We start from the raw sequence: 25,612 nt of genomic DNA, 5'->3' as shown, positions 1-25,612 counted from the left end.
CATAGAAATAAATTTGGGACACCCAAATTTAAAAAATCATGATTGATTTACAGATAGTTAAGAGGGTGCCCCGAAAAAGTGCGGAAAACAGGAAAGAGCATGTATAAAAAGCCCAAGGCAGAAGTGCACAGGCAGAAGGCAGAAGAAGTGATTAGTCATTAGTTAACAAGGGGTTAGTATTAAATAACTGATGACTAATGACTAACCACTAACGACTACTTATAAGAAGTAATATATCAACGAAGTAAGTAATATTTATACGGAGGAATTATTGGTTAAGATAATCCTGCAGGTGTTGATAAAAAAGTTCGACACGTGAAGCAATATTATGGTCTGCAAGGGTTCTCTGTTGTCCTTTCAGGGCTATTTCCTGACATTTTTGAGGATTTTGAATCAACCATCTGATTTTTTCAATGCATTCTTCAGGCGAACGATAGGTGACAATTTCTTCATCTACTTTAAAAAAGTCAGAAATGTTTCTTTTATAATCTGTAATGAGACAAGTTCCAACACCGGTTGTTTCGAAAAGTCGCATATTGGCGGCATAATCGCCTACACAGTCGCCATGGCTGTTAAACCCGATATGGGCTTTGGATAAAGCTTTGAACATATCAAGGCCAAATACCGGGGGACGGGCCATTTGGTAAAGTTTCTTTGAAATGGTCAATCTTTGTGGCATTTTGTCGTGAAACCGCCCCTTCCGGATAGGTTTGACAGCATCGGTAAGCCAGTTGAGACCTATGGAATCTAAGGTGCGGGCAGTTATAAAGGAGGCTTGTTTTTTTATCAGTGCTATAAGGCTGCGGTCGGGCAAATTACCGTAAAAGGTGAATGAAATATTTTCATTGACCAGTTTTTCGAGAATTTGTCGGCGGGTACTGTGTATATCTTCACCGGCGAAAATAGAACCTAAAAACGCCAGTGGGGTTTCGGGGTAAGGATTGTCTGTTTTTATTTTATCTAATATACGAGGGTCGAAACCATGCGGTATATTTACCGATGGAATACCATACTTTTTCAATAGCTTTTGGAAAAATGGCGAACAAACGGTGAAGTAGTCGAAAACCCGAAATGCTTCTATTTGCATGGATGAGAATGGTGCACATACGTTGCCAATGCAAAGCTTTAATTGAGGATGTTCAGCTTTTATTCTTCTGACAAAGTTGCCGTTGTAAGTTACCGAGTCCTGAAAGTAAATAATATGAGGCCGAAATTGTCGGATTTGTTCCAGTAAAATGGTATCGGGAGATGAATCGGGCGATACACCGTTTTCTTTGGCCCACGCTTTTTGCAATGGTAAAGCATTCGCCACAATTTCCATGGTTTCCATGCCTTTTTCGGCAAGAATTCGACCATAGTTGTCGGACCAGGCAAAATATTGGTTCATCAGATGACGGTGTTGTTCCTCATAACAAGCTTTTACAATCTGAGGATTCTGCCTATAATATTGATTTAAGAAATCTCTGTAATAGCTCGATATTTTAATAAACTTCAGTGACATAGGAATAATGTTGTTTGCAAGAACGGTAGATGAAACAAGAAGCCTTTATTGGAATCTGCATATCGAAGGATTTTGTATGGTTCCTTTTGCTATGTTTCTTTTTCGGCAAACTTAGAAGTTTTTTTGGATATTGAAGAATAAAGAGTTGAATTCGTATCCGGTTTTAGTAAGTGGATAGTTTAGCTTTATGGTTTCCAAATTTTGAATAAATCTACATTTTTAACATTTGTCCCTTCCCCCCAAAAAATATTTGTATCCTGGTAGAAATATTGCCGTCCTGCTTGAGTTTTACCTTTTCCTGCTTAAATTCTTGTCGTCCTGCTTAAGTTTTTATAGTCCTGCTTAAATTCTTAGCACCCTGCTTAAATTTTTGTTGCCCTGCTTAAATTCTGACGTCCTGCTGGGGCATGCAGAGGTTATTGCAATTTTTCTGACCGGGAGCTTAAGCTTAATATTATAAACATAAAAAGGTAAATTTAATTTCGAACTTTACTTTAAAAATGTGTAAACAGGCGGGAAGGAGTAAAAATTTGATGGCTTTTCTATTTAATCTACTCATTCCTGTTATTTTTGTTGCAAATAAATCAGAAAATGCAGAGCCAAACCAGGTTTATATTCCGTCAGGGTATTATTTACGGCATCGGGAATGTGGTGGTTAAGCTGAGTGGGGTCATCCTTATTCCATTATATCTTCGCTATATTAATGAAGAGGAATTTGGGGTGGTAGCCTTGTTTGAAACCATCTTTCAATTTATATTGATTCTTTCGGGCTTTGGTTCGCGGGGTGGCTTTATGCGCTGGTACCATGAAATGAAGAATGGCCGTGAGAAGAAGCAGCTTTTTTATACCACCTTCACCTTCAACTTCATGACCACGATGTTGTCGGTTGTTGCCGTTGGGGCAGTGCTTCTTTTTTATTCGCAGCAGATATTCCAATATTCCATATCTTCTTCCATACTACTTTTTTTTCTGGTGGGAACCTTTTTTCGGTTATTAATGGAGTTGCCTTATTATCTGTTAAAGATAGAGCAAAAAGCGGTGGCTCAAACATGGTGGGTGTTCCTGAATGTGGTTCTACTTATAGGTACCACCTTCTATTTTATGGAAGTAAAGAGAATGGGTTTGAAAGGAATTTATCTTGGTCAAATGGTGGCTCATACCATTACATTTTTGGCACTTTTGCCCTTGATAATCAGGCATTCGGTACCCAGATTTAATACATCCGTATTAAAGGAGATGCTTCATTACGGATTCCCATTGGCTGTCAGCAATATTCTGACAACGGTTTTGACGCTCAGTGACCGACATATTATCAATCAGTACCAGAATTTGAGTGAAGTGGCCGGTTACAGCATGGGCTTTAAAGTGTCCAACCTTCTGCAGATGGTTGTCGTTTCCGCGTTTATCACCGGTTATTCTAACTACTATTTTAAAACCATGCATGAGAAGGGAAGTCTTCTCTTCTATGAGAAGATTCTTCGTTATTTTATGATTTTTATATCTCTCGGCGGTTTGGGGGTAGTTCTCTTTTCACCGGAGATTATTTATGTGGTATCGATGGGACGGGAGTTTTTCCAATCGTCGGTGGTTATTGTCCCGGTGCTGATGATAGGGATGCTCTTTTCAGGGTTGCGGCAAATGTTTATGTTACCACTGAACAAACATAAACGTACCCGCCGGATTTCAATGATATTAATATTAAGTGCCGTAATAAATATTGCCGGTAACTTTTTGCTGGTGCCGGTTATGGGGAAAATGGGGGCATCGGTGTCTACCGTTTTGGCACAGTTGTTTGCCGTGGTATGGTTTTATGTGGAGGTGAGAAGAGTGGAGCCGCTTCGTTTCCCTGTCGGTAAAAATTTTATTTTGCTGATTATCTGGACCGCTTTGGCCTTTGGTGGCATGCAATGTTTTGACTGGTATCTGCCCCTGGCTTGGGGAATGAAAATACTGCTGATGTTACTCTTTTTTCTTTCTTTCTTCCTGACAGGCCATATCCATAAAGAAGAAATAAGAGAAGTGAAAGGTATATATCAAAAAATAAGAGGAAGATAAAATTATTGACATTACTCTTGTAACATATGCCGCAACTGGTTCGTCACACCATCACAACGATTAAAAACAAATTGGTTTAATCAAATTTTTTTGTGATGAGAAAGAGAACTTTTTTGAAGGCAGTGTTAATGGTTATTATTTTGGTTCTTCCGCCCGAAGTATATGCTCAGCAGGATACTACCGAACATAAGACAACAGAACGGATACGCAATATTATTACTGTTGAGGAAGATTTTAACCAGACTAAAGTTACCTTCCCCGGTGGAAAGGTGGTTGTTGATGAACAAAGTGATACCATTACCAAAATTACTGTCGGACGCCGACAATATCTCGTAATTGAGCGGCCGGGACACCACACCAGTATTCAGGTCGTTAAAAAAAACCGAGAAAAGTTTAAAGGACACTGGGCCGGTTTCGATTTAGGATTAAACAATTTTACAGAAGCACCCTTTCAGGGAGGATTACCGGAAGGGGCTACCTGGCTCGACCTTAATGCCGGAAAATCAGTATCGGTGGGAATGAACATCTTTCAATATAATATCGACCTGCAGAAAAACCGAAACAATATGGGGCTGGTTACCGGATTAGGTTGGATTATTAACAACTATCGGTTCGATTCTCAATTTGTGCCTACTAAAAATGAAGAAGGAATTACAACTTATTATGAGTGGGAACGGTCTATCGAAAAGAGCAAACTGGTAACAAGTTTTGCTACTATTCCTTTACTTTTTGAGTATCAGTTTCCCGATAATGGCGGAGATTCCAGGTTTTTTATTTCTGCGGGTGTTTATGGCAGTTTCAGGCTGGGGTCACACCTGAAAGTTGTTTACAATGAAGGGGGTAGCAGAGAAAAGGAGAAAAGCCGGGAGGACCTGAATCTTAACGCCTTTAAATATGGGTTCATGGTACGTGGCGGGTATAAGTGGATTAAACTTTTTGCGCAGTGGGATTTTACACCAATGTTCGAAAAAGACCGCGGCCCGGAAGTATATCCCTGGAGTGTTGGTGTGACACTGCTGCAATTTTAATAAGATTTGCTGCTGTACTTATGGGGGCTTGACCGATAAACGTAGGTGTTTGAAACAATTTAAGAGAGAAAATTGTAAAGTAACAGTAATAAGTATGAATCGGGGGAAAATAACTACATAAATGCTGCGGAATGAGACTAAAGAGATTATTAATTTAATTTTCACTTGAAGTAGAATAAAATGTTAAAACAAGTATTTAGAATCGGGCTGATTATTTTTTTTATGGCGAGGGTTGAAGGCACTTTCGCCCAGAACAGAGCCTTGGATTCGGTATTGGTGAAATATGACCATTATTGGGAGATGGCGCCGGGGCTTTATCGTGTTATGAAGAATAATTACATAGGTGTGGTAAATAGCCGTGGAAGAGAAATTGTTCCATGTCGTTTTGACCAGGTCTGGACCCCGTCAAAAGATAAATATATACGCGTATTACTGGACATGAAAACGGGACTTTACCATGTTGACAAAGGCATTATTCTTCCTGCCGAATATGACCAAATATGGGAATACGATGATGGTTTGGCCAAGCTGATGAAAGACCGTAAATTTGGATTTGCCGACATGAATGGTCGTATTGTGGTACCATGTGAGTACCAACATGTATGGTCGCCACGCAATGGTTTGATTAAAGTTATGAAAGATGGCCTGATAGGCTATATTAAAACTACCGGTGAAATGGTGGTTCCGGTGGTTTATCAGTATATCTGGGATTTTCAGGATGGTTTGGCCCGTGTGGTTCGTGACGGCAAAATGGGATATATTAATGAACAGGGGAATGAAGTGGTACCGGCTATTTATGACCGGGTGTGGCCTTTTGACAATGGTGTGGCCATGGCGGTGATTAATGGCGATTATTTTAAGATTGACAAGAAAGGCAATATTGTAGAGACGGTGGGTTCTTATTTAGATAAAGAAACTTCCCAAAATGAAACAGAAGAAAATTATCCGGATGAAAAAATAACCATTTTTGAAAAAGACCGGCCGTACATATCGGTTGAGAAGAACAAAGTGGAAATCTGGCACGATGGAAAAGGAATTCAGATTGGGGATAAAAAGACCAAAAAGAAAAGACAATATTTTCATGGGCATTTGGCCGGGATAGGACTGGCTCTGAATGGTTATCTTAACTCGGAGGGCGATGAGGAACTTCCTGCCGGATATGAATTTATGGAGCTGAATCAGGGTAAGTCGCTTGAGGTTATCATTTATCCCTGGGAAGAGAACATTCGCCTGTTGGGCGACTGGTTTGGCCTGGTAACCGGCTTGGGAATTCAATATAATAATTATCGGTTTAAGTTGGATACCTATGCCGATATTCCGGAAAACGGAAGAAATTGGTTCCCGGTATTGGAGGATGAGAATACATCCATATCTAAGAGCAAGCTGATGATGATGCATCTGAATGTTCCGGTTTTGGCCGAAGTTCAACTTCCTAACGGACAAAATCACAAAAAGCTCTATATTGCTGCAGGTGTCGTTGGTGGTGTTCGTCTGCAAACCCATACCAAGCTTGTTTATAGTGTTAACAACACCAGCGAGAAAAAGAAAAAACGGGATGACATGGGACTTTCCCTTTTCCGATACGGATTTATGGCTAAAGCTGGATTCGGTGACTTTTCTGTTTACGGAACCTATTATCCTGAACCAATGTTTAAGGATGGGGAAGGACCTCAATTATATCCATATTCTATAGGAATGATGCTAAACTTTTAATTTGTGTAGACAAAGAAATAAATTCTGACAAAAAATTATCAGGCTTTTTGAGGCATCCCTCAAAAAGCCTTTCTTTGTATTCTGTTGTTTGCTGCCTATTTTGTATTTTAACCTTATATTTTAATCCGCTTCCCTTTTTTTGTTTATTAAAATTTTGAAAACAAATAATTTATGTCGTTATTAGGAAACATTATCTGGTTAATATTTGGAGGACTTGCTACCGCCATTGAATATTTTATATCCAGCATTTTTTTGTTTATCACCATTATCGGTATTCCATTTGGATTACAGACTCTGAAGTTAGGTGTTCTGGCCCTTTGGCCTTTTGGCCGTAATGTGGTAGCTAAACCTGCGGGAAGTGGGTGTCTGTTTACGTTGATGAATATTATTTGGATATTTGCAGGAGGAATATGGATATGCCTTTCCCATTTGTTATTTGGCTTGTTGTTATTTGTTACAATTATTGGCATTCCTTTTGGTCGCCAGCATTTTAAATTGGCGCGCCTGGCACTGACGCCGTTTAACTATGAGATTAGGTAGAGTTTTGTGTTTATTTTTAATTTGGGGAAAATTAACTAATAAAAAAGCATGAATAGAGTTATAGGCATGGGCAATGCCCTGATAGACATTTTAACAAGACTCGATGATGATAAGGTTTTGTCGGATTTGGAATTACCTAAAGGGTCGATGCAACTGGTGGGGCAAGAAGCTATTCAGAGGGTATTGGAAGCTACGGCTTCCTATCCACGACATCAGGCGTCCGGTGGGTCGGCAGCCAATACTATACATGGGTTGGCCAGTCTGGGCATTGAAACTGCTTTTATCGGTAAAGTGGGCAGGGATGAATGGGGTGGTTTTTTCCGGTCCGACCTTGAACGAAGAAATATAAAACCCATTCTTCTGGAGGGGAAACAGGAGTAGGGGCGTGCGTTTGCCTTTATCAGTCCCGATGCCGAACGAACTTTTGCCACCTATTTGGGTGCTGCCATTGAACTGGAGCCACGAGATGTGGCTGAACATTTGTTTGAAGACTACCACTTTCTGCATATTGAAGGTTACCTGGTACAAAACAAATCTTTAATTCAACATGCCCTGCAAACAGCTAAAAAGAAGGGTTTGCAAGTCTCACTTGACCTGGCCAGTTTTAATGTGGTGGAAGAAAATCGGGACTTCTTGCATGAAATAGTAAAAAATTATGTAGATATTCTTTTTGCCAACGAAGAAGAAGCCAAAGCATTTACTGGCCTTACAGACGGGGCTGCCCTTCATCGGTTGTCCGAATTTAGTAATGTGGCGGTTTTAAAGTTGGGCAGCAAAGGGTCGATCATTAAACATCAAGACCGGGTGGTGGAAGTAGCTGCCACTGAGGCTGTGAGCCGAGATACTACCGGTGCCGGTGATTTGTATGCTTCCGGGTTTCTTTTTGGCCTCATTCATGGTTTGCCTATCGAACAGTGTGGAGAAATAGCTTCTTTACTGGCAGGCAGAGTAATAGAAGTGATAGGGCCTAAAATTGATGACCAGGCATGGAAGGATATTAACCAGCAAGTAATGAAATATGTCAATTAAAATTGCAGAAAATAATTGCAATTGAAATGGGATGACGACTTTTGCCACAATTGTACACATAGGCAGAAGAAGTCATTAGTCAATAGTGGCAGGTGAGTAGTTGATAGTCTTTGGTTTATAGTTTTTTACGTAACCAGACTAATGACTATCGACTATACACCAACAACCAACCACTAATCACCAATGACTAACCACTATTGACTACTAACCTTAAGTTCCATCGAACGTTAAGATTTATGCGAATAAAATCTTTTGTCATTTTTTTGGCGGCATCTCTCTTTTATCTTTGTTAATCATCAATAAAAAAACTGTTATGTACGGAAAATATAAAGAGCATCTCCAGAAAGAACTGGAAAGTATTAAAGCATCCGGTCTATACAAAGAAGAAAGGCTTATTACTACTCCCCAGGGCGCAGAAATTAAAATATCTACCGGAGAAACGGTGCTGAATTTTTGTGCCAATAATTACTTGGGGCTTTCATCTCATCCAAGAGTTATTGAAGCCGCACACAAAGCCCTTGAAACGCATGGTTATGGCATGTCATCGGTTCGTTTTATTTGCGGAACGCAAGATCTTCACCGTGCTTTGGAAGAAAAAATTGCCCGTTTTTTCGGAATGGAAGATACCATTTTGTATGCGGCCTGTTTTGATGCCAATGGCGGCGTTTTTGAACCGTTATTTACCGCCGAAGATGCCATCATTTCTGATGAATTAAATCATGCCAGTATTATTGATGGGGTAAGACTTTGTAAAGCAGCCAGGTATCGGTATAAGCATGCGAATATGGATGACTTGGAGGCCAGGTTAAAAGAGTCGCAGGCGCAGCGCTTCAGAATTATTGTTACCGATGGTGTCTTTTCAATGGATGGAGATATTGCTCCTCTCGATAAAATTTGTGACCTGGCAGACCGTTACGACGCCTTAGTAATGGTTGACGACAGTCATGCCTCCGGCTTTATCGGAAAAACCGGCAGAGGGACACCTGAATATCATAATGTGATGGAGCGTATCGATATCTTAACCGGAACATTAGGAAAGGCTTTAGGCGGTGCTATGGGTGGGTTTACTACCGGGAAAAAAGAGATTATTGATATGTTGCGTCAGCGTTCCCGTCCCTATTTGTTTAGCAATTCATTGGCGCCGGTTATTGTGGGAGCTGCTTCCGAAGTATTCGACATGCTGTCTGAATCTACTGATCTTCGCGATAAATTGATGGACAATGCCGATTATTTTAAACGAAGGATTCAGGAAGCTGGATTTGATATTAAGCCTACCAATTCTGCCATCGTGGCTTTAATGCTATATGATGCCCGACTTTCCCAGGAATTTGCCGCCCGATTGCTTGGCGAAGGCATCTATGTAACAGGCTTTTATTACCCAGTAGTGCCCAAGGGCCAAGCCAGAATTCGCATTCAGCTTTCGGCCGCACATGAGAAAAAGCATCTTGATAAAGCCATCGAAGCTTTTGTAAAGATTGGAAAAGAACTGGAAGTTATTTGATGCCTCTTCATTGGTTTGGCAATTGATAATGATCTGACCAGCCAAACAATTTTTCAGGATGGTTGTTTCTTATTTATAGTTAATTTAAATAAGGAGTAACCATGAAAAAATTTTTGATTTCAATATTTTCGGTCGGGCTGTTTCTGACAGCCCCATTGGCTTTTGGACAAAAAATGGAGTTGAATGTATCCAAAAGCAGTATTGTCTGGACCGGGAAAAAAATCGGCGGTTCTCATACCGGTAATGTACAGTTTCATTCCGGTTATTTAACCAAATCGGGCGATCGTTTCGTGAAAGGGGAGTTTGTCGTGGATATGACCAGCTTAAGCAATACCGATTTGGAGGACGAAGGTTTGCGTGCAAAACTCATTGGTCACCTTAAGTCGGATGACTTCTTCAGTGTTGAGAAATATCCAACTGCTACCTTGGTCATAAAAAATGGGGTAAAGGTAAACGATTCAACCTGGAAGTTTGAAGGAACATTAACCATTAAAGGGATCTCTAACCCGGTGAGTTTTGAGGCTACAGCCGATGGCCAAGTTTTTAAAGGCGTGCTGACGGTTGACCGGTCTCAATTCGATGTGCGGTATGGCTCCAAATCTTTTTTCGATAATTTGGGTGATAACTTGATTTATGACGATTTTGATCTTGCCTTTGAAGTGAGCTTTGAGTAAAAGCCAAAAACGCAATGCTTTATATAGATTTTCTTTATGAAAGAATAAAAAGCCCGCATCATTTATGCATAGATGCGGGCTTTTTGGCTACATTGAGTTTAACAAAAAGGTTGTCTGAGATTTTTATTTTTTAATAATCTAAAGTCAGTTCTTCGCCTTTGTAGAAGTCCAGGATTTTCGTCCGAAGAACATATTCATATTTGGCTTGTAAATAATCGGATTGGGCCTTTATATAATCGGCTCGGGCAACGCTGTAATCGACCGGACTGACCAGCCCTAAAGCGTATTTTTTTTCGGTGTATCTTAACGATTCTTCGTAAGCGTTTACGGCTGTTTGAGCAGCCAGATATTTCTGAAAGGCTGCCTCGGCATCAGCATAAGCTTGTTGAATTTCTTTCCTGAGATTTTGTTTTTCCTGTAGCAGGTCCAAATTGGCACTTTGTATGCCCAGTTTTGCATTTTTTACATTGTAACGGGCCGATAAACTATTGAAAATAGGAATTCTAAGCGTCAGGCCTATGTATTGAGTGGCATTATCCTTGAATCTTTGACCGAAATCGAAATTTACGGAACTTTCAGTTTTGGAAATATTGGTACTCCAACCTGCATCCAGATACAGAGAAGGATAAAGAGCCCCTTTAGCTGCTTTAAGCCCGTATTGGCTGCTTTCAAGGTTATACTGATAAGCCTTAATGCGTGGCATAATGTCAACGGCCGTATTAAATAGTATCGATGGTGGGGTTAATGTTCTTTGTTCTAAATCGGCAATGTCGGGCGAAACGATATCAAAATTATCAGTATTTTCCAGGTCAAGGGCCTGTGCCAAGTTAAGCAGTGACAGCTTTAAATTGTTTTCCATTTGCGTGACATTCAATGCTTCTTTAGCGGCCTGAGATTTTATCTCCAATAAGTTACTTTCCGAAACTCTTCCTGCTTCTACCAGCTGCCTGGTTGTTTCTATCTGTTGTTGGGCAACCTCGTATTGTTGTTGGGCAACTTTGAGCAATTCCTTATCGAAGAGCACCTGTAAATAATAGGCTGTAATATTAAGGGCCAGGTCGTTTATGGCGGCTTCTTGCTCGCTTTGCGACATTTTCCAGTTGGCTTCCGTTTGTTTTATTTCGTTACGTAAAGTAAAAGCCTGAAACAGGGGTACCGATGTACCTAAAGAGAAGCGACTAAATTGTGTGGTCTGATCTACATATTGATAAGTAGTTTCATCCGGTACCCTCCCAAAGCTAAGTTGATAGCCGGCACTTCCATTGAGTGAAGGAAGTTTGTTCAACCGCTTTTGTTGATAAAGGTTACTTTGGTATTGGGTGTTTAATTCCTGTTTCCGTACGGAAATATTGTTTTCTTTGGCATACTCTATACACTCCCTCAGACTCCATTTACGGGGCTCCTGACCCGAAATTCCTATGGTAACCAAAGAAAGTAAGGTTAATATTATTAGCGTTTTATTTCTCATGATACCTTTTTTCTGCAATTTGTTTGATAATGAACAGTCAATAGATTAACGCATCTGTCAAAACAGGTTATTCTTTTCGGTTTGATTTTCACCTGAATTGTGCAAAGCTTAAAAACAGCTTTTCCTTTTATTTAATCTATTTATCTTAAAACTAAAGGTCTAAAAATCGATTGTTCTGTTATAACGGAACTTTAACTTTGTCATCTTCGGTAAGCCCTTCAACCACTTCAATGTTGATTCCGTCGGATAATCCTGTTTTAATGAGCCGTTTTTCAAATACCTGAGGTTCAGTCATGACTTCTACAAAGGTTGAATCCTCTTTGAAAGTCACCAGTTTTTCTTTAATGGCCAGCACGCTGTCACGCCGGTCGAGGACGATATCGGCAGTAGCGCTGTATCCGGCCCTGATGAAGCTTCCTTCCTGTAGTTGAACGGCGGCTTTAATTTCGAACTGGATGGCGCCGTTTTCTTCAACGCCTTTGGGTGAAATGAATTCCAGGATGGCCGTAAACTTTTCTTCGTCAAGAGCGCCAATAGTTAACAACAGTTGCATGCCTTCCTTTATTTTTCCTACTTCGGTTTCGTCGACCATCCCTTCGAATACCATTTCGCGCATGTCGGCAACAATGGCAATGGTTGTTCCGTCGTTAAAAGTGTTACTCTTGATAACCGAATTTCCTACTTCTACCGGGACATCCAGCACCATTCCTGCGGTTGTAGAACGAATTAATGTATTGGTTTGTGAACCGGCTTTCTTTAATACCCCTTCTTTTATTAACTGCAGATTGTTTTGTGCCGATTCCAGGTCTTCTTTGGCAATCTCATAGTTCAGCTTGTCGGATAGATATTGGGATTCTGTAATGACTTTATTTTTAAATAATTCCTGAGTTTTTTCGAACTCAATTTTTGCATTTTCATATGCAAGTCGAGCTTTTTCCAGGCGGGTTTCGGCTTCGTTGACCTGAATCATTTCGGGGATGATTTGAATTCGGGCAATTAAATCTCCTTCTTTGACCATGTCGCCCGGCTGTACATAAATCTGGTTGATTATACCCGACTCCTGTGGTTTTATTTGAATCTCTTTACGCGGGACGATAGAGCCGGTGGCAACAGTTTTTTTAATAATGTTGGTTATTTGAGGTTGTTCCGTTTCATATACCACCGGTGATTTTTTGGTTTGTTTATACAGGTAAAAAAACACCCACACTACAAGAGCTACTAAAACAATCACCATTGAAATTTTGAGAAACTTTTTCATTGCTTTCAGATTTTATGAGGCAAGAAGGATTGCCTGTATGGTTACTTTATTATTTTAAGGTTATAAAATGTTGCGTATAAATGCTTTAAAGTTTTTGGTGTTATTCATGTCGGAGCGCCTCAATAGGTTTAATCCGAACCGCTTTGAGAGCCGGAATTAACCCGGCAAACAGGCCTACAATGACCAAAATAATGATTGAGGCGACAGCCATTGGTAATCCAATTTCCGGATTCATGAAAAATGATTGTTCATCGGGGGGTGCCTGTGCCCGGGCTGCTTCCAGAGCCATATCGGTGAGGTGAAGCACCAGGGTACCCATGGCCAGTCCTAAAAAGCCGGCAACGGTGGTTAGAAAAACCGACTCGGTTAAAATTTGTCCGATGATTAATGCCGGTCGGGCACCTATGGCGCGTTGAATACCTATCTCTTTGGTGCGTTCTCTGACTATTACCAGCATTATGTTACTTACACCTACTGCTCCGGCTATAAGCGTCCCGATTCCTACAACCCAAATAAGTATGTTGATGCCCAGAAAGGTATATTCCATGGTTTGCAATTCGCTCTGGACATTAAATCCGCCAATAGCCTGGTCATCTTCGGGAGCAATTTTGTGATGCTTTTTAATGATAGGTTTTATCCTGTCAACAATAGATTGGACATTAACTCCCGGTTTGGCCGTGAATCCAAAAAAATGGACCTGGTCACCGTAATTAAAGGTTTGTTGCATCGTGGTAAAAGGCAGATAAATAGTTTCCTTTTTATTACTGCCGATATTGATGTTGGGATTATTGGATTTGAATACTCCTACCACCATAAAATAGACTCCGTTGATGCGAAGATATTGTCCTACAGGATCCTCACCTTCATCAAACATGATTTCATATACTTTTTCGCCGATGATGCACACTTTTCTTTTCAGTTCGATATCTTCGTTGTTGATGTATCTTCCGTAGGGCATGGTACACGGGTCAATTTCCCGATATTGAGGATAATCGCCCATAACGTTGAAAGCGGCAGCTCTTTCGCCGCGAACAACATTTTGTCCTTCACGAAGATTCCATCCCTGTAGTCGGGGGGATAAAACATCGATTTCTGGTATTTGTTCGCGTATGGCTTCCATGTCGGCATTGGTGAGGCTCCACCATCGTCCGCGGTCATAACCTTCATAAGGCACAGTGGTCCGGTTGGCCCAAAGAAATGCACTATTGGTGGCAAAATCTTTGAATCCATGAGTGATGCCATTGGTCAGAGCATTTCCTGCACCTGTCATTACCACCAACATGAAAATTGCCCAAAAGACGCCAAAAGCAGTCAGAATACTACGAAACTTATTTTGTTTTATGGCATTTAATATTTCTTGCCAACGATCTCTGTCAAACACGGTTTTTATTTTTTAAGTTACTTTTTGCGGTTTATAGGTTTTTCCACAACGAAGATTATTATTCATCGTGTAATGCCTCAATTGGTTTAATGGCAGCAGCTTTTCGGGCCGGAACAAAACCTGCGATTAATCCGGCAATAATCAGGACGACTAAAGCAGATACTACTACCGACAAATTGGCCGAGGGATTGTAAAAGATATTTTCAACTTGAGGTGATTGTTGGGCTATATTTTTCAATATTATGGAAACCGCTGATAACAATCCCATTCCAAATACGAGGCCCAGAAAACCCGATAATGCTGTAATAAATATCGATTCGGAAAGCACTAGCCGGATGACCGACCAGGGTGTGGCGCCAATGGCTTTCCGAATGCCTATTTCTTTGGTTCGTTCTTTAACCAATATTATCATAATGTTGCTTACACCTACAATTCCGGCAATGATGGTCATGATTCCAATAACCCAGACAAACAAACGAATTCCTCTAAAAACGCCCTGTGCTTGTTTAAAATGTTCCAATGTGTTCCAAATGCCAATGGCCTGTTTGTCGTCAGGAGCTACCTTGTGCCTTTTCATCAACGTGGTACGGACCGCCTCTTCAATTCTTTTGTTTTCGGCCACAGTAAGGGCATTGGTCGATATTGCGAGTTCGTTCAGGCGGTTACTGCCATTGAAGACTCTTTGGGCAGTATTAACAGGAATGTATATCTGTTCATCGTCTCGTCTTTCAGGGTTTTCGAATACGCCTACCACCATAAAAGGTACATTGCTGATACGTATGTATTTCCCTATGGGGTCTTCATCTTTGAAAAGAGCTTTTTTTACAGGAAGGGATATGATCGCTACTTTGCGGTACTCATTCATGTCCATTTGGTTCAAATAGCGTCCCTGAATGATATCAACAATTTGAATATTTTTAAATTCGGGTCGGACTCCTTCCAGATCATAATCACCGTAATTGTCTTTATAAGTAACGGTTCCTTGTCCCCAAAGTCGGAATCTGCCGGAAATATTGGAAATATCATCCCGGAACATATTGACCAAAAAATCATAATCTTCGTTGGTAAACTGGATTCGTCGGCCCGCTTGCAAGCCGTCATGCGCCACCTGAGTTTGGCGACTCCAAATCCACAACGCATTTTTGGCGACCCCTCTGAAGTTGTTTTCCATACCATGTTGAAGCCCGTTGCCTGAACCTAGAAGCAGAATCAGCATGAAGATGCCCCAGGCTACACTGAAGCCGGTCATTATGGCTCTTAACTTATTTTGTTTCAGGGTTGAAAATATTTCCTGAAGAGAGTTAAACATGTTTTTGAAATTATTTTTATTAAATCAATTTGATTTTTGTGTTTTACAATTTGCACAAAGAACTACCTTTAGTTATTGGTAAAAATTTCATTATCAGTGATAGGCTGAAAATCACCGTTGGTTATGTTTTCTCCTATAATTCCATCTCGCAATCGGATAATGCGTTGGGTTCGGTGAGCAATGTCATTTTCATGGGTCACAATAATGACGGTAATTCCCATTTTGTTGACTTCTTGCAAAATGTTCATGACTTCGTACGAGGTTTGGGTATCCAGTGCTCCGGTAGGTTCATCGGCCAGGATTACTTTAGGATTGGAGATCAGTGCTCTGGCAATAGCAATACGTTGTTTTTGGCCACCTGATAGTTCAGCCGGTAAATGGTTAGCCCACTCTTTCAGACCCATACGATCGAGCATTTCCATAGCCATTTGGTTTCTTTTTTTTCGGCTTATATTCTTGTAATATAGAGGTAAAGCCACATTTTCCATGGCATTTTTGAAGGATATCAAATTAAACGACTGAAAAACAAAACCAATATATTTATTTCTGAATCGAGCCGCTTTGGTCTCGTTCATTTTTTCAATTTTTATGTTGTCCAGGTAATAATTGCCTCTATCATAAGTATCCAAAATACCCAAAATGTTGAGAAGAGTTGATTTCCCTGAACCTGACGATCCCATGATACTCACCATCTCGCCCGCTTTAATGTCCAGATCGATCCCTTTTAATACATGAAGGGCATTATTTCCCATTTTATAAGACTTGTGAAGATTTTCAACCTTAATAATACTATTGCTCATGGTGTCTGGTTTTGTTTAAGTTTTTCTGCAACTGTCTATTCAATTGATTTGCCAAAAATGATATAATGTTGATATATAGTATGTTTATTGGTGTGTAACTTAAAAATTAGAAATTAAAATTGTCATGTTTTGGGACACGGGGTGTCCGCAAGCGTACATTAGTTTGTAAAAGTTATTATTAAGGACGCTTTTCACCTTGTGTAAGTTACAGCTATTTTTAACGGTGAAGCGAAAAAGTTTTATTTAACTTTGTGACCTATGGCAAAGGATAGTTTTTTGATGCACATTAGTGGGATTGGTCCGGTGCTTTTTAAAGCAAACCATAGATATAAACGTCTTTCTATTAAACTTAAGCCGTTTGAATACGTGACTGTAATGTTTCCTCCCGGCTACAGCAGTAAGAAGGTAATGGCCTTTGTGGAAGAAAAAAAGGCATGGATAACCCACAATCTGAAAAAAATTGAGCATATTGAACAAAGAAAAACTGTTTTTGATGAGAATAGTACTTTTCGGACGCACAGTTTTCAATTGAAAGTAGAAAAAGGAGCCGGTTCTGATATTAAAATGACATTGGCAAAAGGGGTTTTGAATGTGGTTTATCCTGCTCATTTACCTGTTACCGATCTTTTTGTTCAAAATACCATAAGGAAAGGGATAGAAGAAGCGATGCGGTTGGAAGCAAAAATTGTGTTACCGAAAAAAGTCAAAGATTTTGCTAGCCGGTATCATTTTTCCTATAACAAGGTTTTCATCAAAAACCTCAAGTCACGATGGGGTAGTTGTTCCGCTGTTAATAATATTAATTTGAATTTACAGCTCATGAGATTACCTGAACACTTAATAGATTATGTTGTTCTTCATGAATTATGTCATACCAAAGAAAAAAATCACGGACCGGGATTTTGGACGTTATTGAATAAGGTTACCGGTGGAAAAGCAAAATTATTGGCTGCTGAAATGAAACAATATCGCACTACAATCTACTAAAAACAATATGGACTGGAATCAACTTCTTTCCACAAAACGAACCGGACAATCGACCCACCATAGGCATCATGACCGTACGCAGTTTCAGCGAGATTACGATCGTTTGATATTTTCTTCCCCTTTTCGACGTATGCAGGATAAAACACAAGTGTTTCCACTTCCCGGAAGTGTGTTTGTTCATAACAGATTGACTCATAGTTTGGAGGTGGCCAGTGTTGGACGTTCATTGGGTAATAATATTGCCAAATTTCTATTGGAAAGATATGGGGAAAAGTTACCGTTGGCAAGCGAACTGGGATCAGTGGTTGCAGCTGCATGTTTGGCTCACGATATGGGGAACCCACCTTTTGGTCATTCCGGCGAGAAGGCTATTTCCGATTTTTTTAAGTATGGAAAAGGGCAACAATTAAAAGAATTGGTGGATGTTCCTGAAGTGTGGAATGATTTTACCAACTTTGAAGGGAATGCAAATGCTTTGAGGGTCTTAACCCATAAGTTTACCGGTCGTCGAAGCGGAGGTTTTGCGCTCACATATACAACCGTGGCTTCTATAGTGAAATATCCTTATGCTTCCGGTCATAAAGAGTTAAAGAAATATGGCTTTTTTCAATCTGAGAAAGAGATATACCATGACATTGCAACTGAACTGGGGATAAAAGAATTGCGGCCCGGTGTTTTTGCTCGTCATCCTTTAGTCTATTTGGTCGAAGCCGCTGATGATATTTGTTACCAAATAATGGATATTGAGGATGCCCATAAACTTGGTATTCTCACAACTCAAGAAACACGCAACTTGTTATTGGCATTTTATGATTCGATGAGCGAAAAAGCTGAGTTGGACCGCATACAACAAGTGTTTCATGAAGTTACAGATACGAATGAACAGATTGCCTATTTAAGAGCCGGAGTTATTGGAAAATTGGTTAATGCCTGCTCAGATATATATATTAAGCATCATGATAAAATTTTAAATGGTGAATTTAGGGGATCTTTGGTAGACCATTTGGATGAGCCATTAAACAGTGCCTTGCATCATTGTGATAAGGTGGCCAATGAAAAAATTTACCGACATCCGTCAGTTGTAGAAGTTGAAATTGCAGGGTTTAAAATATTGGGAACTTTACTTGATGAGTTTATTCAAGCTGTGCTCAACCCGGAACATTATTATTCCGGCTTACTGCTTCCTTTTATTCCTGAACAATACCGCGTTTCAGATAGGAGTCCTATTCATCTTCGCATTCAAACAGTTATTGATTTTGTTTCAGGAATGACCGATGTATATGCGCTCGATTTGTTTCAAAAAATTCAGGGAACCAGGTTGGGCGGAGTAAAGATTAATATCAATTAAACTATTATTCTTTTAAATTAGGATTGTCCAATTAAATAGATTTTTTAAGTGGCGCAATAAAATTCTTCGTTCAAAATAAACAAACAAAGAAAATGGGTAATGTGCTTCTTTCTTTAAAAGAAAATTTAAAGTGGCGATATGGCAAAATGTCCTGGATTAGTAACTTATTTCGTACATAATTGAAACTTGCCTCAAAATGTTACGTAATTATATTAACATCGCTAAAAATATAATTACCGGAACAGGTTAAACTTAGGTCATGCAATTGTTGTTAAAAAAATCTGCCTAAAGGACTTGATCGAGTGGATTTAATCTAGCATTTTGATTGAAAGGACAAAACATGGCTAAAGGTTAGTACATCTCTTTTTTGTAGTAAGTTCTCTCGCCATGTCTGTTTCTGATAGAGTTATGTATCGTATTTTATTGCCTAAACCCATTTAAAATGTTGAAATCTTTGAATTTTTCTCAATTAACCTCTTTTGATTTGTATGACCTTGCAAAAATATCCTTGCAGCTTCTTGATAATTGTACCGTTTTTAAAACCGCGTTAAATCCATTTGTAGAAAATGTTCGTGATAGCCTAAAGAGCTATGAAAAAACTTTCCAGCGTAGAGTGGTCAGTGCTAAGATGGAAAGAAAAACCTTGCTCGCCAGTAAAAGAAATGAAGCGTTTATTGCTTTTTATCGTTTTGTGGAAGCGTCATGTCATCGTTTGGTGGGCGACAAAAATATTATAGCAACAAGGTTGTTAGAAGTGTTGCAGAAACACAAATGGCAAAATCAAAAGGATGGATATCAACGGAAAAATAAGGGCTTGCCTTCCTTGATACATGAATTAGAGGAAGAGCATGTGGCCGCTATTGAAAAGCTTGGTGCTTTAGATTGGTTTAAAGAGTTGGTGGATGCGCAGGTAGCCTTTGATGTTTGTAGTGAAGAAAAGAAAATAGATGCTTATAAGGAAATATCAATACGTGAAACCCGACCAATGGTAGAAGATTCTCTAAGAACTCTGTTTGATTTTGTGGAATTACTTTATCAAACCACACCAATTGAGGAGCTTGGCCGAATTATTTATAATCTGAACAGAGTGATCCGAAAACTTGTTTCAAAGGAGACACCTTACTTTTACTATAACCCAGTCAAGAATAGAGTTTCGTAATTTATTTATGGCGGTTTAATATTGGCTGCATGGTAATATGCATGGGGGTTATTTTTTCATATTTTTAGCTAAATTCGTGCATTCAAATTAACAAGGAAAATAATATGGATTCAACCCGACAAAAAAGAATAGGACGTTTACTGCAGAAAGATTTGGGTGATATGTTTCAGCGCGAAGTCCGTGAGTTGCTTATGGGTTCAATGGTTTCTGTTACGGCAGTGCGGGTAACAGCTGATTTAAGTATTGCCAGAATATATTTGAGCATTTTCCCGGGAAATAAAAAGGATGAAGTATTTAACAATATTGTCCAAAATAAATCTCACATTCGATATCTTTTAGGGAAACGTGTTGGAAAACAGCTACGTGTAATTCCCGATCTGGAATTTTTTATTGATGACAGTTTGGATTATCTTGAAAAAATAGACCGTTTGTTAAAAGAATAGCATTCGGGTAACTATGGAAATAATAATTTGAGATATGCAATATGACCCCATAAAGCGCTCTTTGGGACGAATATTTAACATTACTCCTTCTCTGCGCATCTTGTTTTACCGTTTATTAAACTTATTGCTACTGCGCTCGTGGTATATAAGAAGGGAATTGAAAAAATGGGCAGCCCCGCGGAAACATAAGGCAAATATTTTGGATGCTGGTTCAGGTTTTGGTCAGTACTCTTGGTATCTGTCTCGGCTTGGTTCAAATTATAATATCTTGGGTGTTGATGTAAAGGAAGAGCAGGTAAAAGATTGTAATAACTTTATTAAAAAGCTTGGTAAAGCAGAGCAGGTGCAATTTCGGAAAGCTGATTTAACGCGCTTTGTACAACCTTCTAGGTTTGATCTTGTACTTTCGGTTGATGTTATGGAACATATTGAAGAGGACAAGAAAGTGTTTCGAAATTTTTTTGAAAGTCTTGTCCCCAATGGGATGCTGTTGATTTCTACACCATCCGATAAAGGTGGTTCCGAAGTCCACGAGCATAGTGAAGGGGTGACTGGTTTTATTGATGAACATGTTAGAGATGGGTACAGTATTGAAGATATATCACAGAAACTCCGGGATGCTGGCTTTGAACGAATAGACGTACGGTACACTTACGGGGAGCCAGGTCATATAGCCTGGAAATGGTCAATGAAATATCCCATCATAATGCTCAATAAGAGTAAAATATTCTTTATATTTCTTCCAGTTTACTATTTGTTGGTTTGGCCATTTTGTTGGATTTTGAATTATTTTGATGTTAAAACAGCACATTCAACAGGGACAGGTCTTCTGATAAAAGCATACAAACCGGAAAATAAATAAATCATACATTTGGGTGTGATTAAAGGGTAAGTCAATTAGCCGGGCACATTGAATCCAATTTTTACATAAATACGCAACTAAATGAATCTGGCCATTCGAATTGCACTAAGATATCTCTTTGCGAAAAAATCCCAGAATATAATTAATGTAATCTCGATGATATCTGTTTCAGGGGTTTTAGTGGGGACTATGGCCTTAGTGGTTGTGTTGTCAGTATTTAATGGTCTTCATGGTTTGATAGGTTCTTTGTATGAGTCTTTTGATCCTGAACTGAAGGTTGTCCCTGTCGAAGGGAAAGTTTTTTCAATGGAAATGTTGCCAATAGAAGAGATTCATGCTACGGAAGGGGTTGATCAGGTGACTTGCATGTTGGAAGATCAAGCCTTACTAAGGTCTGATAATCGTCAAGTTCCGGCTATTGTTATGGGTGTTGATGAAAATTTTGCAAAAGTGTCAGGCATTGATACCATTATTGTAGAAGGGAAGTATAAAGTTAAGGAGCATAATATCAATTTTGGGGTAGCCGGGTATGCTTTAGCAGATCAGTTAGGATTAAGACTTAATTTCGTGAAACCATTGGTGGTATATGCACCGAAACGTACCGGTCAAATTAATATGATGCGTCCCGACCTCTCATTTAATAAGGAGTATTTAAATCCTTCAGGAATTTTTGCGGTACGGCAGTTGGAATATGATTCGAAATATTTGATTATTAATATTGAACAGGCACGCAGATTGTTTGATTACCAGGATGATATAGTTTCTTCGTTAGGAATTTCTGTTAAAGAAGGATTTGATGTAAATGCAATAAAGATTCAACTTCAGCAACTAGTAGGAAAACATTTCAACGTTCTGGATAGGCACGAACAGCATGCCACCTTTTATAAACTGATGCAGGTCGAAAAGTTAATGGCTTATCTAATTTTGTTGTTTATTCTTGTCATCGCCTTTTTCAATATCATAGGAACATTATCTTTACTTATTTTTGAGAAGAAAGAAAGTATAGGGACTTTGAAGAGTATGGGTGCTACCCGTTCGTTAATTAATAAAATCTTTTTGACCGAAGGTTGGATGATATCCTTGCTGGGTGTGTTGGGAGGTGGATTTTTAGGTGCTGTTTTAGTATGGATACAACAACAATATGGGTTACTCCAATTTAGTGGAGAAGGTATATTTATTGTTGATGCCTATCCTGTCGAGTTACAATGGAGTGATTTGGTGATGGTATGTTTGAGTGTATCCATAATTGGGTTGTTGGCGGCCTGGTATCCTGTTCGTGTTATTGTTAAAAGCTACTACTTAGGTCAGGGGAATGATTAATTGTTCCATCGTACTTTTATTTCATTAAAAACAGCCTCCAACTCTTGTATGTTTTCTGCTTGCAGCATTTTTATTTTAATAGGTCTGAAATTATCAAGTCCTTTAAAAGTAATGGCTAAATGCCTTCTTGAATGTAAAATTCCTCTTCTTTCACCTAACCAATCGATAGATTTATGAACAAAGTCTCGTATTAATTCCACATGTTCAGGAATGGAAAGATCCGGTAATAATTCTCCGGTGTTAAGAAAATGTTTAATTTCCCGAAAAATCCAAGGTCGACCAATGGCCCCTCTTCCGATCATAAGGGCATCAACACCGAAATTATTAAAAAAATATTTGGCTTTTAAGGGATCGGTAACATCTCCGTTTCCAATAATTGGAATGCTAATTCTGGGATTGTTTTTTACTTTTCCGATAAGCGTCCAATCCGCTTCACCAGAATACATTTGTGCTCTGGTTCGGCCGTGAATGGTTAATGCCTGTATGCCTACGTCTTGTAGTCTTTCTGCTATTTCGATGATGTTTTTGGATGACTCGTCCCATCCAAGCCGTGTTTTAACGGTTACAGGTTTATTTACAGCTTTTACAACAGCTTGTGTTATGGCAATCATTTTAGGGATATCGCGCAGCAATCCGGCACCAGCTCCCTTAGTTGCTATTTTCTTTACAGGACAACCAAAATTAATATCAATTAAATCTGGATTAACCTCTTCGGCGATCCGTGCTGCTTCAACCATGGTATCTATATCCTTTCCGTATAGCTGTATGCCTATGGGGCGCTCATCTTCTCCAATATCTATTTTTTTTATTGTTTTATCTATTTCCCGAATAAGGGCATCTGCCGACACAAATTCAGTATAGACTAGGTCAGCTCCATAACTTTTGCAAAGCTGTCTGAAAACTTTGTTGGTTACATCTTCCATTGGAGCCAGAAAAAGAGGCTCTTTCCCAAAATCTATAGTTCCTATCTTCACTGTAGTATAATTTAGCGTACAAAGATAAACCTTCATCAAAAAAAACACTGTAATAATGACTAAGAGGCATAAAATTTATGTAACTTTCCAAAAGTAATAATTAGGGATCTATATTTTAAGTTGTCTTTGTGTGTTTAAATCAAAGTAATGGATAAAGCAGTGTTGCTATTTCCCGGATGAAAGTGCTTTTCTATATTAGTCCGTTAAAGAAAAACTTTAGTTTCATTATTGAAAAAACAGACCTTTTATGCAGAGTAAGTCAGGATTGATGTTCCTACTTTGTATTCAGTTATTTTCTTGCCGGAATGGCGTGGAAAAAGAGTCCGCCGTTCAAAAGATAGGAGGAGATATAGATTTAGCCGGAACCGATTCTGTCATTGTTGAGCAATTGATAAAACGGTCTATAGAGTTATATGGACAAGGCGGCCTTCATGTTGATATATCTGATGATTATTTGGCTGAGGCGATGGATATTGCCCGGAAAAACGAAAGCCTCAACCAATTGGCCCGTATATATAATCTGTTAGGACAACGTTATCGTAATCGTGCTCAGTATGGCGAGGCCATGAAGAATCATCAAAAGGCTTTGGATTTGGCTACTAAAACAGAAGACAAAAGGTTGTTAGGGCAAGTATATAATCAATTGGGGGTGGTATATCGCCGTATCGATGATAATCCTACTGCTTTGGAGATGCACACCAAGGCACTAAATTTGGCTAAAGAAACCGGGGATTCTTTGTTGATAGGCGCGTCGATTAATAGTATTGGGAATGTTAATTATAATTTAAATCGTTATGTAACCTCAATAGAATATTTTAAGCGCGCTCTTAATCTTTCAAACTTAATGAATAATAAGCTTGGCCTTGCCATTAACCACAATAATATGGGGGAAGCCTTGCTTAAATTAGGCCAAGTTGATTCAGCGTTGAACCATTTTTTTGCTTCTCTTGAATATAACTATCAAATAGGAAGTAAAGTGGGGCAATCTATTTGTTTTAATAGTATTGGGGGTGCTTACTTGCAACAGGGACGTCCTTTTAAAGCCCTAGAGTATTTGGAGAAAGCCCTACATCTCAATGAGGAGCTGGGGGATTTGATGCAGGTTGCAATTAGCCATACTAAGATAGGTCAAACTTATTTGCAGATGGGCGATTTTCCTTTAGCTGAAAAGCATTTAAAATTAGGCCTTGAAGTGGCGAAAGAAATTGGTTCGTTGTTTCAGATTGAAGAAACTTCACAGCTTTTATCAGAGTTATTTGAAAAACGAGGTGAATATGCTAAGGCTTTAGAATATTTTAAAATGTCGGCAGCATATAGTGATAGTATAATTAATGAAAAAAATATTAATCACTTAGCAACTCAGGAAGCAATTTTTGAATCGGAGCGGCAGCGTAAACGAATAGAGGAATTAAATAAGCAAACACTACAGCAAAAAGCTGCCCTGGATCGTCAGCGCTTTATACTGACATTGGGGCTGATAATTGTTGCGGCTATTTCTTTTGCAATTATTATGCTGGTTCGTCAATCGCAATTGAGACATAGATACAAAAACGTACGCCATCAGCAACGATTGCTAAGATCACAGATGAATCCTCATTTTATTTTCAATGCTTTAAGTGCTATTCAAGTTTATATTCTTGAGCATGATATTGAAAAATCATCGCGCTTTCTTACTGATTTTGCAAGACTTATGCGTCAGGTTTTGCAGAGTTCAGCTCATGATTATATATCCTTGAAAGAAGAAGCCGAAATACTTGGCTATTATCTTGAACTTCAGCGATTACGTTTTTCTGAGGCATTTGAATATTCCTTAGATATTGATAGCTCTCTGGATGTAGAAAGTATAATGGTTCCACCAATGTTAACTCAACCATTTATTGAAAATGCCATTGAGCATGGGATTAGACCTTCCGGAACGGATGGGTTTATTTCTGTGAAGTTTTTTCGTGAAGGCGATAAAATGATTGTTGAAGTAGGTGATAACGGCATTGGGATAGATGCATCAAAAAAAGCCAGTGAAAAAGGGAAGAATCATGAATCCATGGCCATAAAAATTACACGCGAGCGACTTGATATGTTGACAAGAGATTCCGGACGAAGAACAGATTTGGTTATTCTTGATAAAAAGCAAATTAATCCTTTTGATAGAGGTACATTGGTTCGTATAACACTTCCAGTGGTGGAAATGACTAATTTTAATAAGAAGCAGGATAAAACTTTTTACAAAAGAATTATAGAGAGCGTTTAATATGGGATATGAAA

At 39.1% G+C, this 25,612-nt stretch carries 20 protein-coding genes and 1 pseudogene; 14 read left to right on the top strand and 7 right to left on the bottom strand.

Annotated elements, in window-relative coordinates; translation table 11 throughout:
• Window positions 1-268 precede the first annotated feature (268 nt).
• On the bottom strand, window positions 269-1,501 hold the full coding sequence (locus BM130_RS12515; RefSeq protein WP_010528864.1) for a glycosyltransferase family protein: 1,233 nt from the start codon (window positions 1,499-1,501) through the stop codon (window positions 269-271).
• A 591-nt stretch (window positions 1,502-2,092) separates the two neighbouring features.
• On the opposite strand from BM130_RS12515, the gene BM130_RS12510 reads away from it, so the two are divergent.
• The 7 genes and pseudogenes from BM130_RS12510 to BM130_RS12480 all read left to right on the top strand — a co-directional run bounded on the left by BM130_RS12510 (window position 2,093) and on the right by BM130_RS12480 (window position 10,041).
• Entirely contained in the window at window positions 2,093-3,556 is a 1,464-nt protein-coding gene (locus BM130_RS12510; RefSeq protein ID WP_010528865.1) for a lipopolysaccharide biosynthesis protein, read from the top strand.
• Window positions 3,557-3,651: 95 nt separating this feature from the next.
• A complete protein-coding gene (locus BM130_RS12505) occupies window positions 3,652-4,584 on the top strand; it encodes a porin family protein (protein WP_010528866.1) in 933 nt (310 codons plus the stop codon).
• Window positions 4,585-4,764: 180 nt separating this feature from the next.
• Window positions 4,765-6,297 (top strand): WG repeat-containing protein, encoded by a 1,533-nt coding sequence (locus tag BM130_RS12500; RefSeq protein WP_010528867.1) that lies wholly within the window; start codon window positions 4,765-4,767, stop codon window positions 6,295-6,297.
• A 171-nt stretch (window positions 6,298-6,468) separates the two neighbouring features.
• Window positions 6,469-6,837: a YccF domain-containing protein gene (locus tag BM130_RS12495; RefSeq protein WP_010528868.1), complete on the top strand. Its 369-nt coding sequence runs from the start codon at window positions 6,469-6,471 to the stop codon at window positions 6,835-6,837.
• Between the two features lie 48 nt (window positions 6,838-6,885).
• Window positions 6,886-7,866, top strand: a pseudogene (locus BM130_RS12490) (adenosine kinase).
• 313 nt (window positions 7,867-8,179) lie between these two features.
• Window positions 8,180-9,367 (top strand): glycine C-acetyltransferase, encoded by a 1,188-nt coding sequence (gene kbl, locus BM130_RS12485; protein WP_074964397.1) that lies wholly within the window; start codon window positions 8,180-8,182, stop codon window positions 9,365-9,367.
• Between the two features lie 101 nt (window positions 9,368-9,468).
• Window positions 9,469-10,041, top strand: coding sequence for a YceI family protein (locus tag BM130_RS12480; protein WP_010528870.1), 573 nt, complete (start codon window positions 9,469-9,471; stop codon window positions 10,039-10,041).
• 130 nt (window positions 10,042-10,171) lie between these two features.
• Here BM130_RS12480 and BM130_RS12475 read toward each other — a convergent pair whose 3' ends face one another.
• The 5 genes from BM130_RS12475 to BM130_RS12455 form a co-directional block, all read right to left on the bottom strand.
• The gene (locus BM130_RS12475; RefSeq protein WP_010528871.1) at window positions 10,172-11,509 is read right to left on the bottom strand and encodes a TolC family protein; all 1,338 of its coding nucleotides are present in this window, start codon (window positions 11,507-11,509) and stop codon (window positions 10,172-10,174) included.
• A gap of 178 nt (window positions 11,510-11,687) precedes the next feature.
• Window positions 11,688-12,767, bottom strand: coding sequence for an efflux RND transporter periplasmic adaptor subunit (locus tag BM130_RS12470; RefSeq protein ID WP_010528872.1), 1,080 nt, complete (start codon window positions 12,765-12,767; stop codon window positions 11,688-11,690).
• A 100-nt stretch (window positions 12,768-12,867) separates the two neighbouring features.
• Window positions 12,868-14,148 (bottom strand): ABC transporter permease, encoded by a 1,281-nt coding sequence (locus BM130_RS12465; RefSeq protein WP_010528873.1) that lies wholly within the window; start codon window positions 14,146-14,148, stop codon window positions 12,868-12,870.
• 58 nt (window positions 14,149-14,206) lie between these two features.
• Window positions 14,207-15,457 (bottom strand): ABC transporter permease, encoded by a 1,251-nt coding sequence (locus BM130_RS12460; protein ID WP_010528874.1) that lies wholly within the window; start codon window positions 15,455-15,457, stop codon window positions 14,207-14,209.
• A gap of 68 nt (window positions 15,458-15,525) precedes the next feature.
• Window positions 15,526-16,257: an ABC transporter ATP-binding protein gene (locus tag BM130_RS12455; RefSeq protein WP_010528875.1), complete on the bottom strand. Its 732-nt coding sequence runs from the start codon at window positions 16,255-16,257 to the stop codon at window positions 15,526-15,528.
• Between the two features lie 258 nt (window positions 16,258-16,515).
• On the opposite strand from BM130_RS12455, the gene BM130_RS12450 reads away from it, so the two are divergent.
• The 6 genes from BM130_RS12450 to BM130_RS12425 all read left to right on the top strand — a co-directional run bounded on the left by BM130_RS12450 (window position 16,516) and on the right by BM130_RS12425 (window position 22,376).
• Window positions 16,516-17,244, top strand: a complete 729-nt coding sequence (locus BM130_RS12450; RefSeq protein ID WP_010528876.1) for a M48 family metallopeptidase — start codon at window positions 16,516-16,518, stop codon at window positions 17,242-17,244.
• 7 nt (window positions 17,245-17,251) lie between these two features.
• Window positions 17,252-18,592 (top strand): dGTP triphosphohydrolase, encoded by a 1,341-nt coding sequence (gene dgt / locus BM130_RS12445; protein ID WP_010528877.1) that lies wholly within the window; start codon window positions 17,252-17,254, stop codon window positions 18,590-18,592.
• A 442-nt stretch (window positions 18,593-19,034) separates the two neighbouring features.
• On the top strand, window positions 19,035-19,751 hold the full coding sequence (locus BM130_RS12440; RefSeq protein ID WP_010528878.1) for a DUF6261 family protein: 717 nt from the start codon (window positions 19,035-19,037) through the stop codon (window positions 19,749-19,751).
• A gap of 104 nt (window positions 19,752-19,855) precedes the next feature.
• Window positions 19,856-20,194, top strand: coding sequence for a 30S ribosome-binding factor RbfA (rbfA, locus tag BM130_RS12435; RefSeq protein WP_010528879.1), 339 nt, complete (start codon window positions 19,856-19,858; stop codon window positions 20,192-20,194).
• 34 nt (window positions 20,195-20,228) lie between these two features.
• The gene (locus BM130_RS12430; RefSeq protein WP_010528880.1) at window positions 20,229-21,056 is read left to right on the top strand and encodes a class I SAM-dependent methyltransferase; all 828 of its coding nucleotides are present in this window, start codon (window positions 20,229-20,231) and stop codon (window positions 21,054-21,056) included.
• A gap of 81 nt (window positions 21,057-21,137) precedes the next feature.
• Entirely contained in the window at window positions 21,138-22,376 is a 1,239-nt protein-coding gene (locus BM130_RS12425; protein ID WP_010528881.1) for an ABC transporter permease, read from the top strand.
• On the opposite strand, the gene dusB is transcribed toward BM130_RS12425, so the two are convergent.
• On the bottom strand, window positions 22,373-23,350 hold the full coding sequence (dusB, locus tag BM130_RS12420; protein WP_010528882.1) for a tRNA dihydrouridine synthase DusB: 978 nt from the start codon (window positions 23,348-23,350) through the stop codon (window positions 22,373-22,375). The genes BM130_RS12425 and dusB overlap by 4 nt on opposite strands.
• A 247-nt stretch (window positions 23,351-23,597) precedes the next feature.
• Between dusB and BM130_RS12415 the strand changes: the two genes are divergently transcribed.
• The gene (locus tag BM130_RS12415) at window positions 23,598-25,598 is read left to right on the top strand and encodes a tetratricopeptide repeat-containing sensor histidine kinase (RefSeq protein ID WP_010528883.1); all 2,001 of its coding nucleotides are present in this window, start codon (window positions 23,598-23,600) and stop codon (window positions 25,596-25,598) included.
• The last annotated feature ends 14 nt before the right edge of the window (window positions 25,599-25,612 follow it).

This window comes from Thermophagus xiamenensis, from assembly GCF_900112795.1.
Classification (GTDB): Bacteria; Bacteroidota; Bacteroidia; order Bacteroidales; family Marinilabiliaceae; genus Thermophagus; species Thermophagus xiamenensis.
The sequence above is the reverse complement of the archived record's forward strand: the minus strand, read 5'-3'. Positions and strand labels throughout refer to the sequence as shown.